The 18,174-nt window shown below is 41.5% G+C and carries 20 protein-coding genes; 13 read left to right on the forward strand and 7 right to left on the reverse strand.

Annotation, left to right across the window (positions count from 1 at the left end; genetic code table 11):
* Positions 1 to 52 precede the first annotated feature (52 nt).
* Positions 53 to 694: a hypothetical protein gene (locus tag AB6T38_RS01340; protein WP_372545490.1), complete on the forward strand. Its 642-nt coding sequence runs from the start codon at positions 53 to 55 to the stop codon at positions 692 to 694.
* A 19-nt stretch (positions 695 to 713) separates the two neighbouring features.
* On the opposite strand, the gene AB6T38_RS01345 is transcribed toward AB6T38_RS01340, so the two are convergent.
* The gene (locus tag AB6T38_RS01345; RefSeq protein WP_372545491.1) at positions 714 to 1,442 is read right to left on the reverse strand and encodes an NAD(P)-binding domain-containing protein; all 729 of its coding nucleotides are present in this window, start codon (positions 1,440 to 1,442) and stop codon (positions 714 to 716) included.
* A gap of 279 nt (positions 1,443 to 1,721) precedes the next feature.
* On the opposite strand from AB6T38_RS01345, the gene AB6T38_RS01350 reads away from it, so the two are divergent.
* Complete coding sequence (locus AB6T38_RS01350; RefSeq protein ID WP_372545493.1) at positions 1,722 to 1,844, forward strand: hypothetical protein; 123 nt, start codon at positions 1,722 to 1,724, stop codon at positions 1,842 to 1,844.
* Between the two features lie 45 nt (positions 1,845 to 1,889).
* On the opposite strand, the gene smrB is transcribed toward AB6T38_RS01350, so the two are convergent.
* The gene (gene smrB, locus AB6T38_RS01355; protein WP_372545494.1) at positions 1,890 to 2,492 is read right to left on the reverse strand and encodes an endonuclease SmrB; all 603 of its coding nucleotides are present in this window, start codon (positions 2,490 to 2,492) and stop codon (positions 1,890 to 1,892) included.
* Positions 2,493 to 2,589: 97 nt separating this feature from the next.
* Between smrB and prmB the strand changes: the two genes are divergently transcribed.
* The 4 genes from prmB (at position 2,590) to AB6T38_RS01375 (ending at position 6,799) form a co-directional block, all read left to right on the forward strand.
* Complete coding sequence (prmB, locus tag AB6T38_RS01360; RefSeq protein WP_372545495.1) at positions 2,590 to 3,531, forward strand: 50S ribosomal protein L3 N(5)-glutamine methyltransferase; 942 nt, start codon at positions 2,590 to 2,592, stop codon at positions 3,529 to 3,531.
* 20 nt (positions 3,532 to 3,551) lie between these two features.
* Positions 3,552 to 4,649: a chorismate synthase gene (aroC, locus tag AB6T38_RS01365; RefSeq protein WP_372545497.1), complete on the forward strand. Its 1,098-nt coding sequence runs from the start codon at positions 3,552 to 3,554 to the stop codon at positions 4,647 to 4,649.
* A 59-nt stretch (positions 4,650 to 4,708) separates the two neighbouring features.
* A complete protein-coding gene (locus AB6T38_RS01370; protein WP_372546032.1) occupies positions 4,709 to 5,842 on the forward strand; it encodes an MFS transporter in 1,134 nt (377 codons plus the stop codon).
* A 153-nt stretch (positions 5,843 to 5,995) separates the two neighbouring features.
* A complete protein-coding gene (locus AB6T38_RS01375) occupies positions 5,996 to 6,799 on the forward strand; it encodes a hypothetical protein (RefSeq protein ID WP_372545499.1) in 804 nt (267 codons plus the stop codon).
* A gap of 5 nt (positions 6,800 to 6,804) precedes the next feature.
* On the opposite strand, the gene AB6T38_RS01380 is transcribed toward AB6T38_RS01375, so the two are convergent.
* Genes AB6T38_RS01380 through AB6T38_RS01395 form a run of 4 tightly spaced genes read right to left on the reverse strand, consistent with a single transcriptional unit; the run spans position 6,805 to position 9,986 of the window.
* The gene (locus tag AB6T38_RS01380) at positions 6,805 to 7,968 is read right to left on the reverse strand and encodes a TIGR02281 family clan AA aspartic protease (RefSeq protein WP_372545500.1); all 1,164 of its coding nucleotides are present in this window, start codon (positions 7,966 to 7,968) and stop codon (positions 6,805 to 6,807) included.
* Positions 7,969 to 7,991: 23 nt separating this feature from the next.
* On the reverse strand, positions 7,992 to 8,519 hold the full coding sequence (locus AB6T38_RS01385) for an acyl-CoA thioesterase (protein ID WP_372545501.1): 528 nt from the start codon (positions 8,517 to 8,519) through the stop codon (positions 7,992 to 7,994).
* 2 nt (positions 8,520 to 8,521) lie between these two features.
* Positions 8,522 to 9,223, reverse strand: a complete 702-nt coding sequence (locus AB6T38_RS01390) for a hypothetical protein (RefSeq protein ID WP_372545502.1) — start codon at positions 9,221 to 9,223, stop codon at positions 8,522 to 8,524.
* A 7-nt stretch (positions 9,224 to 9,230) separates the two neighbouring features.
* On the reverse strand, positions 9,231 to 9,986 hold the full coding sequence (locus tag AB6T38_RS01395; protein ID WP_372545503.1) for a sugar-binding protein: 756 nt from the start codon (positions 9,984 to 9,986) through the stop codon (positions 9,231 to 9,233).
* A gap of 166 nt (positions 9,987 to 10,152) precedes the next feature.
* Between AB6T38_RS01395 and AB6T38_RS01400 the strand changes: the two genes are divergently transcribed.
* The 6 genes from AB6T38_RS01400 to AB6T38_RS01425 all read left to right on the forward strand — a co-directional run bounded on the left by AB6T38_RS01400 (position 10,153) and on the right by AB6T38_RS01425 (position 14,650).
* Positions 10,153 to 10,713, forward strand: coding sequence for an elongation factor P hydroxylase (locus AB6T38_RS01400; protein ID WP_372545504.1), 561 nt, complete (start codon positions 10,153 to 10,155; stop codon positions 10,711 to 10,713).
* Entirely contained in the window at positions 10,710 to 11,840 is a 1,131-nt protein-coding gene (locus tag AB6T38_RS01405; RefSeq protein WP_372545505.1) for an ATP-NAD kinase family protein, read from the forward strand. The genes AB6T38_RS01400 and AB6T38_RS01405 overlap by 4 nt, the downstream gene beginning before the upstream one ends.
* 40 nt (positions 11,841 to 11,880) lie before the next feature.
* Positions 11,881 to 12,168 (forward strand): YfcL family protein, encoded by a 288-nt coding sequence (locus AB6T38_RS01410; RefSeq protein WP_372545506.1) that lies wholly within the window; start codon positions 11,881 to 11,883, stop codon positions 12,166 to 12,168.
* Positions 12,169 to 12,594: 426 nt separating this feature from the next.
* Complete coding sequence (locus AB6T38_RS01415) at positions 12,595 to 13,137, forward strand: FlgO family outer membrane protein (protein WP_372545507.1); 543 nt, start codon at positions 12,595 to 12,597, stop codon at positions 13,135 to 13,137.
* 15 nt (positions 13,138 to 13,152) lie between these two features.
* Complete coding sequence (locus tag AB6T38_RS01420) at positions 13,153 to 13,911, forward strand: FlgO family outer membrane protein (protein WP_372545508.1); 759 nt, start codon at positions 13,153 to 13,155, stop codon at positions 13,909 to 13,911.
* Between the two features lie 4 nt (positions 13,912 to 13,915).
* Entirely contained in the window at positions 13,916 to 14,650 is a 735-nt protein-coding gene (locus AB6T38_RS01425; RefSeq protein WP_372545509.1) for a FlgO family outer membrane protein, read from the forward strand.
* 40 nt (positions 14,651 to 14,690) lie between these two features.
* On the opposite strand, the gene mnmC is transcribed toward AB6T38_RS01425, so the two are convergent.
* Positions 14,691 to 16,718, reverse strand: coding sequence for a bifunctional tRNA (5-methylaminomethyl-2-thiouridine)(34)-methyltransferase MnmD/FAD-dependent 5-carboxymethylaminomethyl-2-thiouridine(34) oxidoreductase MnmC (mnmC, locus tag AB6T38_RS01430; protein ID WP_372545510.1), 2,028 nt, complete (start codon positions 16,716 to 16,718; stop codon positions 14,691 to 14,693).
* Positions 16,719 to 16,928: 210 nt separating this feature from the next.
* Here mnmC and fabB point away from each other — a divergent pair, with 210 nt between their 5' ends.
* Positions 16,929 to 18,143: a beta-ketoacyl-ACP synthase I gene (gene fabB, locus AB6T38_RS01435; RefSeq protein ID WP_372545511.1), complete on the forward strand. Its 1,215-nt coding sequence runs from the start codon at positions 16,929 to 16,931 to the stop codon at positions 18,141 to 18,143.
* The last annotated feature ends 31 nt before the right edge of the window (positions 18,144 to 18,174 follow it).

Here is an 18,174-nt window from a genome sequence, read left to right on the forward strand (position 1 = left end):
TCAGGGAAAACACACAATAACTTAAACACACATAGGTATAGAGTCAGTAGTAATGAGAAAGTTCATAAAAAATTCTAGTTTTTGCATAAAAACTTTCTTAGTTGCTAGCCTTTCTATATTTTTCGTAGGCTGCAGCACGACTCCGCCAAAAAATATCAGCAATCTTTGTAATATTTTTGAAGAAAAAAGCCACTGGTATGACGCTGCAAAAGAGATGAACGAAAAATGGGGAGTGCCGATTCACGTACCTATGGCGATGATGTATCAAGAAAGTTCATTCCGGCATGATGCCTTGCCACCTAGAGATTATGTATTTTTTGGACTCATCCCATGGGGCAGAGTCAGCAGTGCTTACGGTTACTCTCAAGCAAAAACGCCCACTTGGTCTGATTATATTAGAGAAACTAAAAATAGCGGTGCAGATCGAGATGATTTTGATGATGCTATTGATTTTATGGGATGGTTTATTTCGAAGACCTACAAAGTTAATGGGATCTCCAAATGGGACGCGTACGCCCAATACCTTAATTATCACGAAGGCTGGGGCGGCTATAAAAGGCGCTCGTACAATAAAAAAGCCTGGTTAGTTAAGGTCGCAAAAAAGGTAAATGCCCGTTCTCTGCGCTACGCGAGTCAACTTAAAAAATGTGAAGCCGAATTAAACAAAAGCTGGTTCTGGAAGTTATTTGACTAATTCTAGCGACACAAATTTATCAATTGGTGTTCAGCTTTGCTGCAACTCCCACGTTCTTCAGACCAATATCTAAGGTTGAGAATAACCTTGAGGCGGCATTAGCACTTTTATTATCGTGGGCACCATGCAATATTCCTTCACTCAATTTAGCCGTCGAATATTGGCTTTTGTGCGCCACATGTAATGGCAAGTAACATAGGCCGAAATCTTTCCCACAACGTTTATTAGACCATTTCTCTAAAATTGGTTTTAAGTGTTTTTCACTGCAGGTTGAATTTAAATCGCTGTGAATAACCACCAGATGGTAGTGACCTTTAATTGCTAAGGTAGCTCCAATTTGTTGACACACAGTTTCTATATTTTTAGCCACAGTTGATTCTTGTGGATCAACCTTGCCGATACAAACTAGGGTGACCTCGGTTTGTAATATGGCGTTGTGTAAATCGCTAGTTGCCACTAAGTTGCGTTTATTTCTGGCTGAGATAATCGCGGCTTCAAGTTCTGCGTCTTGAATAGGGGAGTGGTTTTGATTAATGCCATTTACTTTACGAGAGTCCATATCGACAGCAATCACTTTATGATCATTATTAGCAAAAGAAACACTCAGTAAACTGCCCATCAAACCTAATCCTATGACGCTAATACGTTCGTTTTCAGAGCCAACTTCTACTGCAGCAGTTGACTTCGCTGGGTGTCTGTAATTGTAGATAGGTCGCGTTCTTGCTTGACTTTGATGTGAGTGATACATGATAAATTACCTATTTAGTTCTTTAAAAATGTGTATTTAGCGTTAGAACTATAGGTGTCGCATAATTCATTCCATTGTTTTAAAATCCATTTAAATCAGTGGTTTAGTATTTTTACAGACGGGTTTGAGTGTTATTTTGTTGCTTTTTGCCGACAGTTTTACAAAAGAGTTGAAATTATGCGCAAATTTGTTGATCCAGATCAGTTCGTTTTCACCCCGCGATCTTATACTCATTGCATAAACTAATTAATCAAATTACATTTACATGAGGAAAACGACATGTTTGCATTATTATTAAAAGATCCAGTGGTTTGGGGCTCTCTATTAGGCTTATCAGTTGTGGTGGGTATTTGCGCTTATTACACTTACTTGTTTTTACACAATACTAGTCACGACTTATAAAGTTGAGTGTTTTGACTAGGCTTTCAATAGCTGGCTTTTGAGGGATCAGAATAAATCAGTAAATGATTCCGGTTGTTCTATCAGCACTAAAAGTGCGCTTTTGCCACCCCATTCTAAAGGGGCTTGGTGAAACCCTTCAACATCGGGATGCTGAACTAACCAGTTTGGTACTGCGTTTTTTAAAACTAGCGAGCCAAGACCATGAACAATGCAAACGCAATGGGCGTTCTGTTTCTTGGCCGCAACAATTAGCGCTGCTATCTCCAATTTCGCATTTTCTTTAGTCAGTCCGTGTAAATCCAAAATTAAATCTGGCGGATATTCGCCCCGTCGAAGTCGTTTCACTTCATAACTAGGCTTCCCAGGCTTGATATATTTCAGCGGTCCTTGTTCAGAAAAGTAAGCTTCAAATCCATCGGAAAAATGAAACGATGCGATCGCTTGCTTGGTTTCTATGTTTTCTTGCTGTTTTTTATGCTGTAAATGCGAAATTTTCTTGCTGGAAGGCCGCAGAGGCGTTATTTTGTCCTGCTTAATTGGCGCAACATCTTTAAATTCACCTCGAAATAGTGAATGGTCATCAGGCTCTGGTGTTTGAACTGGAGCAATAGATAACCTTTTAAATGGATTGTTGGGCTGCTTTTTCATGTTTTGTTATGGTTTATGCGTAATTTGATAGGCAATTTTATCAGAAGCATAGCAAAATACTGACTGGCACTAAACATCTTAAATAAGACCATTATATATGACATCAATTGACTCCATTGATTTGGAAAGTACCGCTACTGAACTGACTTCCATTTTAGACGTGGTGAGGTGGTCCATGAGCCAATTTAATCAAGGGAATTTATATTTTGGTCATGGCACGGATAACGCTTGGAGCGAAGCATTAACACTTGCTCTGCAAGTGTTGCATTTACCGCAAAATATGCCTGAAGATGATATTCGCATGTTGTTGCAATCTACGCTGACAAGTGTGGAAAAGAATCAAATTTTGGCCTTGGTAAAAAGACGTATCACCGAAAAAGTCCCCGTTGCCTATTTGACGAATCAAGCTTGGTTCTGCGGATTGCCATTTTATGTTGATGAAAGGGTGTTAGTACCCCGTTCTCCATTTGCTGAATTGATTAACCAACACTTTTCGTCATGGTTAGAAACTGAGCCTCAGCACATTTTAGATTTATGTACAGGCAGTGCGTGTATTGCTATTGCTTTGGCTTACGAGTTTACGGAAGCTCAGGTAGATGCCGTTGATATCAGTGATGATGCTTTACAAGTTGCAGAAATCAACATCCAAGAACATGGCATGCATGATCAGGTGTTTCCGATTAAGTCAGATTTAATGGGGGCACTGGAAGGCCAAAAGTACGATTTGATCGTGTCTAATCCGCCTTACGTGGATGCAGAAGACATGGCCGATTTGCCTGATGAATTTCAGCATGAACCTGAACTTGGTTTAGCTGCTGGAGAAGATGGTTTAGATCTGGTTGATCACATACTTCGTCAAGCTGTTGAACACTTAAATCCTGATGGCTGGTTGTTCGTGGAAGTGGGCAATAGCGAAGTGCATATGGATCATAAATATCCAGATTTGGATATTCAATGGGTTGAGTTTGAACACGGTGGAAGTGGCGTGTTTGTGATTAATCAAGCAACTCTTAAAGCCTATTGGGCTACACATAGTTAACCTTAGGAATTGAAATAGATATGGCTGGAAATACATTTGGTAAGCTGTTTACTGTGACCACATTTGGTGAGAGTCATGGTATTGCCATTGGTGGAGTAGTGGACGGTTGCCCTCCCAATTTGGAAATTAGCGAAGAAGATCTGCAAATCGATTTAGATCGTCGCAAGCCAGGCACTTCGCGCTACACCACTGCTAGGCGTGAAGGAGACGAAGTACAAATTTTGTCTGGTGTATTTGAAGGTAAAACGACAGGTACAAGTATTGGTTTATTAATAAATAATACGAATCAGCGCAGTCAAGATTACTCAAAAATTAAGGATACTTTTCGGCCAGGACATGCTGATTACACTTATCAGCAAAAGTACGGCTTACGTGATTACCGAGGTGGTGGCCGTTCTTCTGCCCGCGAAACCGCTATTCGTGTTGCCGCAGGTGGGATTGCCAAAAAGTATTTGAAACAAATGCATGGAATCGAAATTCATGGCTACTTGTCACAGTTAGGACCAATAAAAATTGAACAAGTAGACCAGAGTGTTACCAATACCAATGCATTTTTCTGTCCTGATCCATCCAAGCTTGATGATCTTGATGCCTATATGCGTGACCTGATTAAACAAGGGGACTCTATTGGCGCTAAGGTCTCAGTTGTCGCTAAAAATATGCCTGTTGGATTAGGCGAGCCAATATTTGACCGTTTAGATGCGGATTTGGCTTCCGCGATGATGGGCATAAATGCGGTTAAAGGCGTTGAAGTTGGTGATGGCTTTGATGTAGTTGAACAAAAAGGCAGTGAACACCGTGATGAAATCACACCTGATGGATTTAAATCTAATCGTGCTGGTGGGATTTTAGGTGGCATATCTTCAGGACAAGATGTGATAGTACATTTGGCACTGAAACCGACATCTAGTATTAGCGTCCCCGGTGATTCAGTGGATATCAACGGTGAGGCAGCAGAAATTATCACCAGAGGACGTCATGATCCTTGCGTTGGCATCCGTGCGGTTCCTATTGCTGAAGCAATGATGGCCATTGTTTTGATGGACCACTTGTTACGCCATCGTGGTCAAAATGCTGATGTTACTTCAATCACACCTATTATACCCGGGCAGGCGTAAAACCCTTGCTCGGAGCTAGTGCTTCTTCTCGGCAAGCGAATTCAAAAGTAAATTTAATCTTGTTGGCCATTACCTATCTGCTCTACTTTGGGCAGTTAGGGGTGCTAGTGCCATATTTAGGTGTTTTTTTGGATGGCCGAGGGTTCAGTTCACAACAGATTGGCGAGTTGTTTGCGCTGATAACTATAACTCGTATCCTAGGGCCTAACCTGTGGGCGTCCATGGCTGACAAGTCGGGCAAAGGCTTGGCGATATTACGACTCGGCAGCTTGCTCACCGTGAGTACCTTTTGTTTGGTATTCTGGCTTGATGGTTTTTGGGGCCTAACCTTAGGATTCGCTTTAATGATGATGTTTTGGACTGCGGTATTGCCTCAGCTTGAAGTATTAACTCTGAATTGTGTTGCCAGTGACCCTAGCCGATACAGTCGCATTCGATTGTGGGGGAGTGTGGGTTTTATCATCTTGACCATTATTACTGGTAAAGCCATTGATATTAGTTCTTCTGAAGCCCCCATTTATGTTAGTGCTGTGGTTTTATTGGGTTTATTTTTGGCTACTTTATTCATTTCTGAAGGGCCCAGTAAAGCTAAAAGCCAGACAGCTGAAGGCAGTATTTGGGGCAAAGCCAATACTGCTCCGTTTATATTGTTTATGTGCAGTGCCATCTTTTTACAGGTTAGTTTCGCAACCTATTATGGCTTTTTTGCGCTATATACACGGGATTTGGGCTACAGCGGCCAAACTACAGGTTTGTTACTTGCTTTAGCCGTTGCTGCGGAAATTGTGATATTTCTGTTGGCCGGTAAATTAATTAAAATCTTTGGATTAAAATGGATTTTATTTATCAGTATTGGCTTAACTGCAATACGTTGGTATGTGTTGGGTGTGGCTGCGGAATATTTGTGGATTTTGATCTTAAGTCAGATAATTCATGCATTTAGTTTTGGGATGCATCATGCTGCTTCAATAAAATTTATCCATGACTATTTTGGACAGGCATACCAAAGCCGTGGACAGGCATTGTATATAAGCATCGCGTTTGGTTTCGGTGGCGCCGTCGGCAATTATGCATCTGGCTATTTGTGGCAACAAGGGGTTGGTTCTTACCAAGCTTTCTTATTTTCTGCCGTTACAGCTTTGATCTCTGCATTGTTCCTTTTAGGTGTCCGCGCTAAGAGAATGTCACATTAAAGGGGATTGATATTCAGTGATAACCCGCAGACAAATCGTCGAACTTAACTTACCTAAACACAAACCTGCATTTTCACGTCACTTGGGTATATACTCTATTAACGAATTTAAAATCACTGATTTTTAAATCAAGCCAGAGTGTGAAGTTTTATTATGCTTAGAAGTATCTGTTTAGCGTGTATATTTTTGGTTCCCAATGTCTTTGCTCAAGATGATAAAAACCTGTCTAGTTTGACTCGCTTTGACGCCAGCTTAAACCTCAATATGCGCTCACAAATGGATATTCGTGATGTCAAAATCGGAGATAATGTTTTAGGTCAAACCCTGAATCTAATCAACAAAAATGGTGAAGTACAATATATCTCGGGTGGCAATCGCAGTGATAAAGTCGATATTGTTTTTAAGCAGCCTTATTTAGAATCTGAGCTTCTACAAAACCTTTCCCTGTTGTTTGACAAAGATCTTGGATTTGTTCATCAGATTTCCCTTACTTATCGTATTGCTAGTCGTTATCTCGACATTTTACCGGTTTATAACAAAACCGTGGAGCAAGCAATTGTTAAATACGGTGAACCTATGAGTTTTAAGCAAGTACAAGATATGACTCAGGATAAGGATGATGAAGTTAGATTGAGTGCCTTTGTGAATAAGTTAACAGACAAAGGTGAAACCGCTGAATTGGTAAAAGATTACTTCGATTATCTGCAAGTCACGCCTAAAACGCATTTTGTTGAAACCGAACAAGGACATGCATTGTTACTAACTGGTTTTAGACAGTGTTACTTCTGGCCAGTAGACGATTTTGAAGAGGTGTTGAGCTTATGCTCTTTTCAGCCATCCAGTGGTAATATGAAAGGGCAGGGGGTCACATTGACACTGCGAAATTTTGCAATTCAAAATAAGATAGCAAATTTTGAGATACAAAAAGCCCAACCGGATATCGAGATTACTTTTTAGTTAACTTAAGAACCTGTTCTGTTTAAAAGCAATGTGTCATTTTGTTGATCTATTTTAAAGTCGAATTGGCGAAGAATGTTCATCCCGAGTAAACCATCTGCGTAGCTAAAATCTGGCATAGGTAACACCACTATTGCTACATTATCTAAACGGAAACCTGCAAAGAATAGCTGTTTTAATTGATAAACTGGCGCGTCAAACAGCCCACCTGCGGTATTGATTTTATAAGTTCCCACGTATTCCCAGCTAGTGCGCCTAGATATTCTATCGAAGGCTTCAGCTGTTAATACTGTAGTGGTAGCACCGGTATCAAGCATCAATTCATGGGTGCTTCTACCAATCATCACAGGCGTTGTATAATGATCACCCAAAGCACGTAATTTAATATTACGCTCATAATCAGTCGCAATTGGGCCGTTTTCTTGAATGGGAGTTGATGTTTTAATGACAGAAGTTTGTTGCCCTAATATTTGTCTTATCCGTGCTGCATCTAGATCCCCTTGTTGTAGTGAAGCCAACACATTTTCCATCAAAAATTCTTGGTTTTGATAAGCATAGGCTTCAGCCAATGCCACTATGATAGAACGTCGAGTTGGATCGAATTGCCACAAGGGTTCAAGAAATGTTGCCAGCACATCCCAAGAGCGAATTGTTTTGAGTTTATCGATATTACTATTAGTCAGCTCAGTAATCAGGGCTAAAACTTTGGCTTTCTCTTCAGTCTGTAAAGGAAGATCCAATAACCCATAATAATGTGCTAACACTTCACTTATGGGCGCAGTTTTAGCGATTAATTGCCCTTCCAATAGTAGGTAATCAATATTTTGTGGATGATTGCGTAGGTATGCTTGTATTGCCTCTTTGGCCTCTGGGAGTTCTCCAGCAGCCAGTTGTTGTTTGATCCAATATATGGCCTTTTGATATTGACTGCTTTCATCCGACGGGGGGCTGAGCTCAAATTCTGATTGCTCTGCAGTGCGCTGCTGGGCGTTATACAAAGGAAAAGAGCCTGCGTTATTTTCGTTAGCTGAACCTTGTGCTAGCTGCTGGCCGACATTATTGCTTTGGTCCGTGGTGACCACTGATTGTAATTGAAACCAAAAAAGTACGTTTAACGATATGGAGATCCCTAAGCATAACAAAATAATACTCAGTCCGAATTTACTCATGATCTGCAAACCTTTCGCAACATTTAAGCATTAGATACACATACCTTGCCATAAGTATCGCGGAATTCTGGGGGCATACGTTTAGGTTTTCCCGATGATAATGCAATACATACGAAGTCTGTTTGTGCGGTCAAAACAGTGACTCCATCAGACTCTCGAATGAACTGGAATTGACGGGACAACTTTAATCTACTATCGCACTTCGTAACCCAGGTAGCACAGAGTATATGATCGCCCAATACTGCTGCTGCGTGGTATTCAATAACGTGTTTACTAATTGCCATTCCTCTATCTAGTTGTTGATATATGCCAATATCCAACCCTAGAGACATGGAGTGTGACCAAGATACCCGCTCTAATTGCGATACATAAGCCACGTTATTGACGTGGTTATAATGATCTATTTGTTCGACTGCGATTACCCACTTGATAACGTGGGGGTGTGGTAATTGCCAAGGAAGATAATGGTAATCCGTGATCACTTCCTTCGTTACTTGGTGTTTTGCCGTTTCGTGGGCATCAATTTGATTAATCAGCGACTCATTCGACATGATTAGGCCTCAAATTCGGGGAGAGGGTTAGGCACTTGTTGGGCAAACAATGCATTTTTTAAGGCTCGCTCTCGGGTAATAATAGGCTGGATAAACTCATCAACATTGCCGAGCTTTTTAAATGATTTAAACCCCGACTCGAGAAATTTATGCAAACTTTCAACTCCAGCCATTTTGGCCGGTTTGCGTGACAACATTAACAAGGTTGAAATACCTTTAATTTTTACTACATCTGCTAAATCCACACCTAACCTTTCAAGCAAAACGATTTGTTCCTCGCGCTGCTCTTGGTTATCACATTGAACATAGGCTAAAGCATAGCTTTTCCTGGTAACAGGGCCAGAGGCTAAGTTTTCAGTTAAGGCGATATCTAATGCCAAAGATAGACTATTTAATCGCAGGGCTGCTTCTAACGACTCCAATGCCTGCTTAGGAATTATCTTGGCCATTTTCGGAACGACTCTGGCCAATTCCTGATCTCGTTGACTGAAATCCTGTGGGCCATATAGTTCGTCAATGAAAAAGCCCATTGCCGGGCGAAAACGTTTGCTTTGCCATAAATCTTGATGGGTAGCCAGAAGACGCTTAGTTTGCCAATGCTGCAATTCACGCAAGGGCTGTATAAGCTGGGCTTTTTGAGTATGTTCATGCAGTTCATTGGCATGATGAAGGTGTTGGATAATATTATCCAGAATTAAACTCATAACTTTGTCATTCACCTAAAATTAAAGTATCAAACACGCTGGCATCTATCCAACCGCGATTTTTGTCACCATTCACCGCTTTTATCTCTTTTGAGCCAATGAAATGCTCGCGGGTTTTACTGTTATCATTGTCGCAGTAGGCCAACATAAAGCCAATTTTTTTCCCCTTTACTAGCCTCTTTGGGGCGTTGGCTTTGGAAGAATCAAAGTCATCACTATAAAGTGAAATCGCGGCTTCCCATATAATTTTATGAGGGCCCTTGATGTCTCTTTTCCAGCGGCTTTCAATGTGTTCATTAAACAGTGCAAAGGTACCTTCTGGAGTAATATCAACAACTTGGTTGTCTAGTGCAATATGATAAGCGAAAGCGTTATATGAATATTGGTGATTGCCGCCAGATGCATCTTCATCAATAAATATTTCTAACGTATCGTCATCCCAATATTTATCTAGAGGATCGGCATTAAAATCGACCAAACGATCATCTACGATTTCAACTTGCAAATAGAGTTTATCCGCATTCCATAGTAGTCGATAACGACCTTGAAAATCTTGTTTGCTTAAAGGGCCGCCGAGTATGACTTGGTCTATGGGTAACCACGTCGCTTTTTGCCATTGAGGCTCGTTGTTAACTCCGTCAATGATTGGTGGGGTGGATGTTGCTACCACATCGATGGCTACAGCGCAGGTACTGAAAATCAACGAAAAGAATACTGCCACTGTGCTGCTTAAAGGGAAAAATTTCATTGCAAGTCTACGCATTTCCTTTCCTTTGAGTACATTAACTTCGTATTAGCTTGGCTTAAACCAACCTTTATAACAATAACTAAATACATCAGCTGAATACAACCGCTGATGGTGGTTGAGTTACATAGTTGCAATTGGTTACAATAGGGTTTCTATATTGCAACTCTGTTTCGGATAATTTGTGCATCACTATCGCGACCTAATTGACATCTTTAATCAATGTTTCCAAATAAGTGAGAATACTCGATTAATTAAAGGCGAAAGTGAACCCATTTATTTGCCAGAGGATCATACCACTAGCTATCATCAGGTTGTATTTGCCAATGGTTTTTTTGCCAGTGGATTACATGAAATTGCGCACTGGTGCATTGCCGGTAAACAAAGGCGATTATTAGAGGATTATGGCTACTGGTATTGTCCTGATGGTCGCAATCAAGAGCAACAACTAGCATTTGAGCAGGTGGAAGTAAAACCTCAAGCAATCGAATGGGCGTTTAGTATGGCTGCGAATTTTCCCTTTCAAGTCAGCACCGATAACCTAAATGGTGTTCAGCCGGACAGAGCTGCGTTTCAACACAAAGTGCGTTTGCAGCTAGAACATTATCAACAAAATGGGTTTCCCCCCAGAGCATTAATTATGATCAAGGCATTATGCTCGTTCTATCAGGTTTCTCTAACATCCATAATTTTGTGTGATGATACGCTCAATTGCTCAACCCCTAGAGTAAGACTAAGGGCATGAGGCAGTTTAAATTAGGTTTGATTATAAATCCTTATGCTGGCATCGGTGGAGCCTTAGCCTTAAAAGGCAGTGATGGCCCCGAAATCCGTGCAAAAGCGTTGGCAATGGGGGCTGAAAAACGAGCCAATGGGAAAACCAAATTAGCCTTAGAAGAGTTATTACCCCATAAAGATAACTTGACGATTTTCACCGCATCAGGAGAAATGGGGGAAGACCTGTGCCGTTCAATGGGGTTTAAAACTCAAGTTGTTTATACACCTGTGGAGCAGCAAACGGAGGCCACAGATAGTCAACAGGCAGCCGAATGTTTATTAGACTTTGACGTCGATTTAATCCTTTTTGCGGGAGGCGACGGTACTGCGCGCAACATATTCGACATTGTGGCTGATAAAGTTGCTGTTTTAGGTGTGCCGGCGGGCTGTAAAATTCATTCTGGTGTGTACGCTATCACTCCTAAATCTGCCGGACGGGTGGTGAATATGTTAATCCAAGGGGAAATTGTAAGTCTAAGCGAAGCTGAAGTGAAAGACATTGATGAGGTGCAATTTCGTCAAGGTAAAGTCAGCGCTCGTTACTATGGCGAAATGCGTGTACCCACTGAATTGCGTTATGTTCAAGCCGTTAAAATGGGCGGCAAAGAGTCTGAGGAATTAGTGTTAACCGACATTGCTGCTCAGGTTATTGAATTAATGCAAGATTTCCCCGAAACCGTATTTGTGATGGGATCAGGGTCTACCGTTGGCGCAATTATGCAAGAACTGGGGTTGGACAATACTTTGTTGGGCGTAGATATTGTGGTTGATCAGCAATTGATCTATCAAGACGCAACTGAAAATGATATTTTGACCTTCATTGAGAACAAACCCTGCAAACTGGTGATCACCCTAATTGGCGGGCAAGGGCATATCTTTGGTCGCGGTAATCAGCAACTCAGCCCTAAAGTGGTTAACACTATAGGCCGAGAGAACATCAATATAGTGGCAACTAAATCTAAATTGCAGTCGTTGCAAGGGCGACCTTTAATTAGCGACTCTGGAGATGCGCAATTAGACGCACAATTGTCTGGACTAATTCCCGTCATCACCGGCTATCGGGATCAAGTTTTGTATCCCATAGCCGAAATTTAGCCAATACATTATTTATCATAACTATTAGGAATCTTTATTAGTGTCCCATCAGCAATTAGAAGCGTTTATTCAACAAGCCGAATCTCAATTAGACGCAGTGGTGGATAATGGTACCGATGACGAGCTGTTCATTGCTGGTTATTTACACGGGCATTTTTCATTGGTAGTAAGTCAAGCTTTGAGCAGTGAACAAGCCAGTATAGAAACCTTAGACAAGCTTTTGTGTGCAAATTTAGATAGTGCGTTTGCGCAAAAGGAACTTGAGCCTGAAGATCAGCAAAAAGTGTTGCTGTTGTGGCAATCGTTAGTGAAAAACCCGTCGAGTTAGCCACCTTCTCGCTGCTAATATCTAAAACTTCAATTCTGCCGTTTACTACATTTCTGTCAAAAGCTTGCCGCTAAAGGGTGATTCATTGCCGTTTTCCCTCTCTATTGTTGCACTCGTATTCCAATAACCTACAGGCTTAAACGGCTTCTTTGCATTCACTGGATGTTTGCAAGAATGGCTTAATAAATGCAGTTCACTTAACTAGATGAACCTATTTATTAATCAGTGTGTGTTTGCTAATAGACGTAATGCCGATAAAAACGATGAACTCATTTAGTTAGTCATCGTTGTTAAAGTTGATGAGTTTTATGCAAGACAACACTAATTCCTAGAGCAAGAGAGTAGCGTGTGAAAATTCTAAATAAACAAAAATTGCATGGTTGTGTATGGTTAACATTGGTTTTCTGTTTGACGGCATGCTCGTCAATGTCTGACTCTGAGAACCAGCCAAAGATGCAATATGAAGAGTCTTTACCGGCACTGGGTAATATTGAGTATCACACCTCGATACTTGCCAATGAGCTATTTGCAGGAGTGACAAAAAATCGTGATTACCGTTATGCGGTAGTAAGTTTTGTTCCTGTGACTAACCTGCAATTTGATAAAACTTATCAGCATCCATTAATGCTTTTAGGCCATCAATTAGCCGAAGGAATGGTCACAGAAGCTAGTCGCCGTGGATTTATTACTCAAGACTATAAGATTACAAACGATATATTAGTAACTAAAGAAGCAGAATACGCCTTAAGTCGTGACGTTTCTCGATTAGCGCCACTGCAAAATGTAGACTTTTATATTGCTGGTACTATTACTGAGCAGCAAGAAGGGGCAATTGTAAATGCGAGAATTATTCATGTTGAAAGTAAAGATGTAGTGGCATCGGCAACAAAGTTTTTTCCCGCAGAGCTGTTTTGGCAAAGAGAAAAAGTCACCATGCGAGGTGGCATGATCTACCGTACGGGTTCTTAAATGAAGGAGTCTTAAGTGACTAAACTAATATCAATATTCACCGCCGCTTTGCTAATGTCGGGTTGCTCAAGTTTCTCTTTATTTGGTGAATCAGACACAGAAAAGCCAGATAATAAAACGAAAACAGAAATGACACCTCGAATGCAAGTTGTCAATATTGTGGCCGATCCTGCGATTCAAAATGCTGATGTTGAGCAATCGTCAACCACTTCCCATTCCCAGTCTGATTTATACGGCAGTGAACGTGCTGATGCGTTATACGGCAATGGCAGCGGAACAAGTGCGCGCATGGTAACTAAACATGTCGGCGATTATGTGCAAAGCATGACTCAAGATTTAATCTCCAACATGGAATATATAACCGATAAAACGCCCGTCGGTGTGACTAATTTTGCTCTCGTTGATAGTGACTTACAAAGAAGTAACTTGTTGGGATTTCAATTGACTGAATCATTTATGCATGAATTGCATAAGTTTCGTATTCCGGTGATTGATTTTAAAGCTACTGAATATATTCGCGTGACTGAACATGGTGACTTTTTACTAAGCAGAGATTTTCTAGAGTTAACAGAGCAGTCTCCAATCGAGTATATTCTAACTGGCACTATGACCAAGCACCAAGGTGGCTATATTGTTAATGCGCGGATCCTAGGTTTGGAAAGTAAAGCTGTAGTGGCAAGTGCACAGATGTTGATGCCGTTTTATGTGGTGGATGCGTTGTTACCCAGTGAGCACAATATGGTTGATGGTGTGCAACTGACCCAAGGGGAATAGCGCCATGAATCGGATGTTCAAGGTTTACGCTCTTTTTGCTTGTATATTGGTGGTACTCAGTGGTTGTGCTTCCTCGGATAATGCGTTGGTTCATTGGTTTTCCACTCCTGAGCCACCAGTGGAGGCGCCTGTTGTGCAAGTCGAAGAGGGACCTAATCCAGAGACTGGCCTTGGTTATCGTGCAGATTCTAGAGCAAAAATGCTCAATGCTGACAGTAGCAACAAGCAGCAATCAATAGCCATTTATCGTGCCCCAAATTCATTATATCAACCTGCATTTACGCACAAATCCTTATCTGATTATGCTGAGCAGTTGACCATGTCGTTAGTGAAAAACGGCAGACAACTGAACACCCAAAGTAAAGTGGGAGTGGCATCTTTTGTTAACTTCGATAAAACCCTTAAGCAAACGAGCGTATTGGGAAATCAATTGGCTGAAATGTTGATCGTCGAGGTGCAAGGCTTTGGGGTGCAAGTGGTGGACTTTAAAACCACCGATTACATTGGCGTTGGTGCCAATGGCGATCTGGTATTTAGCCGTGACGCGCGTAAATTATCAAACAAGTTAAACCTAGACTACATCTTATCTGGCACTTTGATCCGCAATGAAAAAGGGGTTCGAGTTAATGCAAGAGTGGTTTCCATGGACTCTAAAATAGTAGTTTCAAGCGCGTCCATTTTGATCCCCAATTTTGTGGTTAAGTCATTACAACCAGAATACGTCATAGTTGGCGAATAATCCCTAAACCCCTAACGATTTTAGCAATTTAGGGATCAGTTTAAGTATAAATCCGGCGGATTAAGTTTTTAATCAAAAACCGATTTGGGTTGAGGGCATCAAGAAGTTGTTTGGCCATAGGTAAGGGCTCGTTATTTATCTGCGATGCTAACAACTCAGATAGTAGGGGGGCAGTGGTTAATCCTCTAGAGCCTAAACCCGCAAAAACATACAACCCCTCTAAGTCCTGCGCATCTGCATAATGCTCAATGGGTAAAGCTTTATATAAATCTTTGAATTGTTGGGATTGCTCGTCTGCATCAAACGCTGCACCAACTGCTGGAATGTGATCTGGTAACGAGCAGCGAATTGCCGCTCGCCCTGTTTCTTGTCCATAAAGATCCTCTGCCCAACTGGTTTTCGCTAATGCCTTTCTGTGCATTTGTAAATTAGTGCTTTGTTCTATGCTGCGATACTCTTGATTGGTATCTTGTTTGACGTAAGTCGACCCCAGGGCATGAAATCCATTCATTGCAGGCGTCATGTAGCCCTTGTGACATAACACGGTTTGCAACTTATCCAAGGGAGTTTGGGTTGGGATAGCCTCAACTTGGCCTCTTACCATTTGAAAAGGGATTGCGTTGCAGTATGAAAACTGGCTGATATCAGACCCAGTGGCAATTACCAAAGCGTCAAACTGTTTAGTATGACTGGCATATTTATCAGGTAGTTCTACCCTCCAATGTTCGCCAGATTTACTGAGCCCCGTCACTTCAGCATCCAGCAATAGTTCACAATTCCCTTGCTCTTGAGCGCATCGAATCATTGCATCGACCAAATCAGGTGGGTTTAACCATCCTCCTTGTGGGATAAATAGTCCTTCGTAGGGCAAATCTAACCCAGAGATACGCGTGGATGTTACTGGGTCACTATAGCCAACCAGAGACTCTGGCCAAATATTGTTATGTAATAAGTTTTGCTGACGTTTTACCACCGATGGGTTAAAGCCCAACTGCAGTACGCCACACCACTGGTGTGCATATGGGTAGCCTTGCTCAAGCAGTTGCTTATAACGGCGACAAGCAAAACCAAAGGATATTGCTTGAATTCGACTCGCAATATTCGCTTCGGCATTAAGTTGTGGATAAAAACCACCTTGAGGATTGCCAGACGCCCCTTGTGCGACTTTAGAGTCTTTGCACATTAAAGTGACGTTAAACCCTTTTTGGACCAAAGAAAGGGCTATATTTGCAGCAGCGATGCCGCCTCCAATAACGCCTATGGTTTGTTTCTGTTTTGCTGTTGTGGTTCGCATGCCGTGACGTTGAAAGTAGCGGGCAGTTCGGCGATTGACATCAGGGAGATTAAAGTGACCCACTAACATGTCTCTTTTACGTCCATACCCTTTGGCTTTTTTGACCTCAAAACCTTGTTCAGCTATGCCTCGTTTAACTATGCCCGCAGCAGTAAAGGTTGCAAAAGTAGCGCCTTGCTTGCTTAGTCTAGCCATTTGTTGGTAAAGGTCTGAGCTCCACATTTGCGGATTTTTGCTCGGTGCAAAACCATCTAAAAACCAAGCATCAACAAGCCCTTGAGGAAGATTGTGCATGCTCGAAAAAACCTCATTAGCTTCACCTAACCAAAGATCAAGTATCACCTTTCCGCTATCAAAACTCAGGCGATGGCAGCCAGCGACTAAATCAGGATAGTCTTTGGTTAACTGTGCTGAGTAGTGATTTAATTCTGGCCATTTATTTAAGGCCGTGATTAAGTCGACCTTGGGAATCGGAAACTTTTCACAACTAATGAAATGCAAACACTCAGGGGTTGCATCATTTGGTGATTGACTTAATTGGTCAAAAAGTTGCCAAACAGCCAAAAAATTTAAACCTGTCCCAAAACCCGTTTCAGCAATCACAAAATTTCTTTGACGGTGTGTTGTCCATACATCAGGTAGTTGATTATTTTTTATAAAAACGTAACGACTTTCCTCTAACCCGTTGTGATTAGAGAAATACACATCGTCGAAATCTTCTGCAACGGGAGTACCTTCAGAGTTGTAAACGATTTTGGCTGGTTGAATAGTCAACGGGGGTCCTTAATTTATATTTGAATCATACAGATAACCGGATTCAAGTTTATTCTGATTAAAAATGGTGATTTTTAGGAAACTTATTAATTCCCATGCTAGCATTACTAAAAGCATTATTTCATTTAGCATAAGAGCAGACCAGTTAAGTCTGTAAAATCATTATTATATGCGGAAAATTCTTCGATTAAATCGTAAAAAAGGTGAAAAATGAGAAGAGCAGTCATAACAGGTATCGGTATTGTTTCTAGCATAGGGAATAACCAGAAAGAAGTTCTGGATTCCTTGCAACAAGGTCGTTCAGGCATCACCTTTTCAGATGAGTTCGCGGAGATGGGTTTGCGTTCACAGGTCTGGGGAAAGGTAGATATCGATTTTAAAGAACATATCGATCGCAAACAGTTACGCTTTATGGGTGACGCAGCGGCTTATGCATACATTGCTATGCAACAAGCTGTTGAAGACTCGGGTTTACCTGAAGATCAGGTGTCCAACATTCGAACTGGTATTATTGCAGGTTCTGGTGGTGCGTCATCAAAAAGTCAGGTAGATGCTGCTGATATTTTGCGTGAAAAAGGGGTGAAACGAGTCGGTCCTTACATGGTCACCAAATCTATGGCCAGTACCGTTTCTGCATGTTTGGCAACCCCCTTTAAAATTAAAGGTATCAATTATTCAATTGCTTCAGCTTGTGCTACCAGTGCCCACTGTATTGGTAACGCTCTAGAGTTGATTCAGCTGAACAAACAAGATGTTGTATTTGCTGGTGGCGGTGAAGAACTACACTGGACATTATCTGTGCAGTTTGATGCTATGGGTGCATTGTCATCGAAGTACAATGATAATCCGGAAGTGGCTTCACGTACCTATGATGCTGATCGTGATGGCTTTGTTAGCTCTGGCGGTGGCGGTATGGTCGTGGTTGAAGAACTTGAACATGCCTTAGCGCGTGGTGCTAAAATTTATGCCGAAGTGGTTGGTTACGGTGCTACTTCTGATGGTGTAGATATGGTTGCTCCTTCTGGTGAAGGCGCGGTTCGTTGCATGCAAATGGCGATGCAAGACGTAGATACTCCCATTGATTACCTTAATACCCACGGTACTTCTACGCCGGTAGGTGATGTTAAAGAATTGGCGGCCATTCAAGAAGTGTTTGGTGGCAAGAGTCCTGCAATCAGCTCAACCAAGTCTATGACTGGTCATGCACTTGGTGCTGCTGGTGTTAATGAAACTATTTACAGTATTTTGATGATGGAAAATGACTTCATTGCACCATCCATTAATATTGATAATTTAGATGAAGCGGCTGAAGGTCTAGATGTCGTGACCTCACCACGTGAAGCTAAACTGAATACTATCATGTCAAACAGTTTTGGTTTCGGTGGAACGAACGCAACATTAGTGTTGAAAAAATACGAAGCTTAAGGGCTTTTTAGTGGGCAAGGTATTACCTTGC

The sequence above is a fragment of the Aliiglaciecola sp. SL4 genome, from assembly GCF_041538045.1.
GTDB lineage: Bacteria > Pseudomonadota > Gammaproteobacteria > Enterobacterales > Alteromonadaceae > Aliiglaciecola.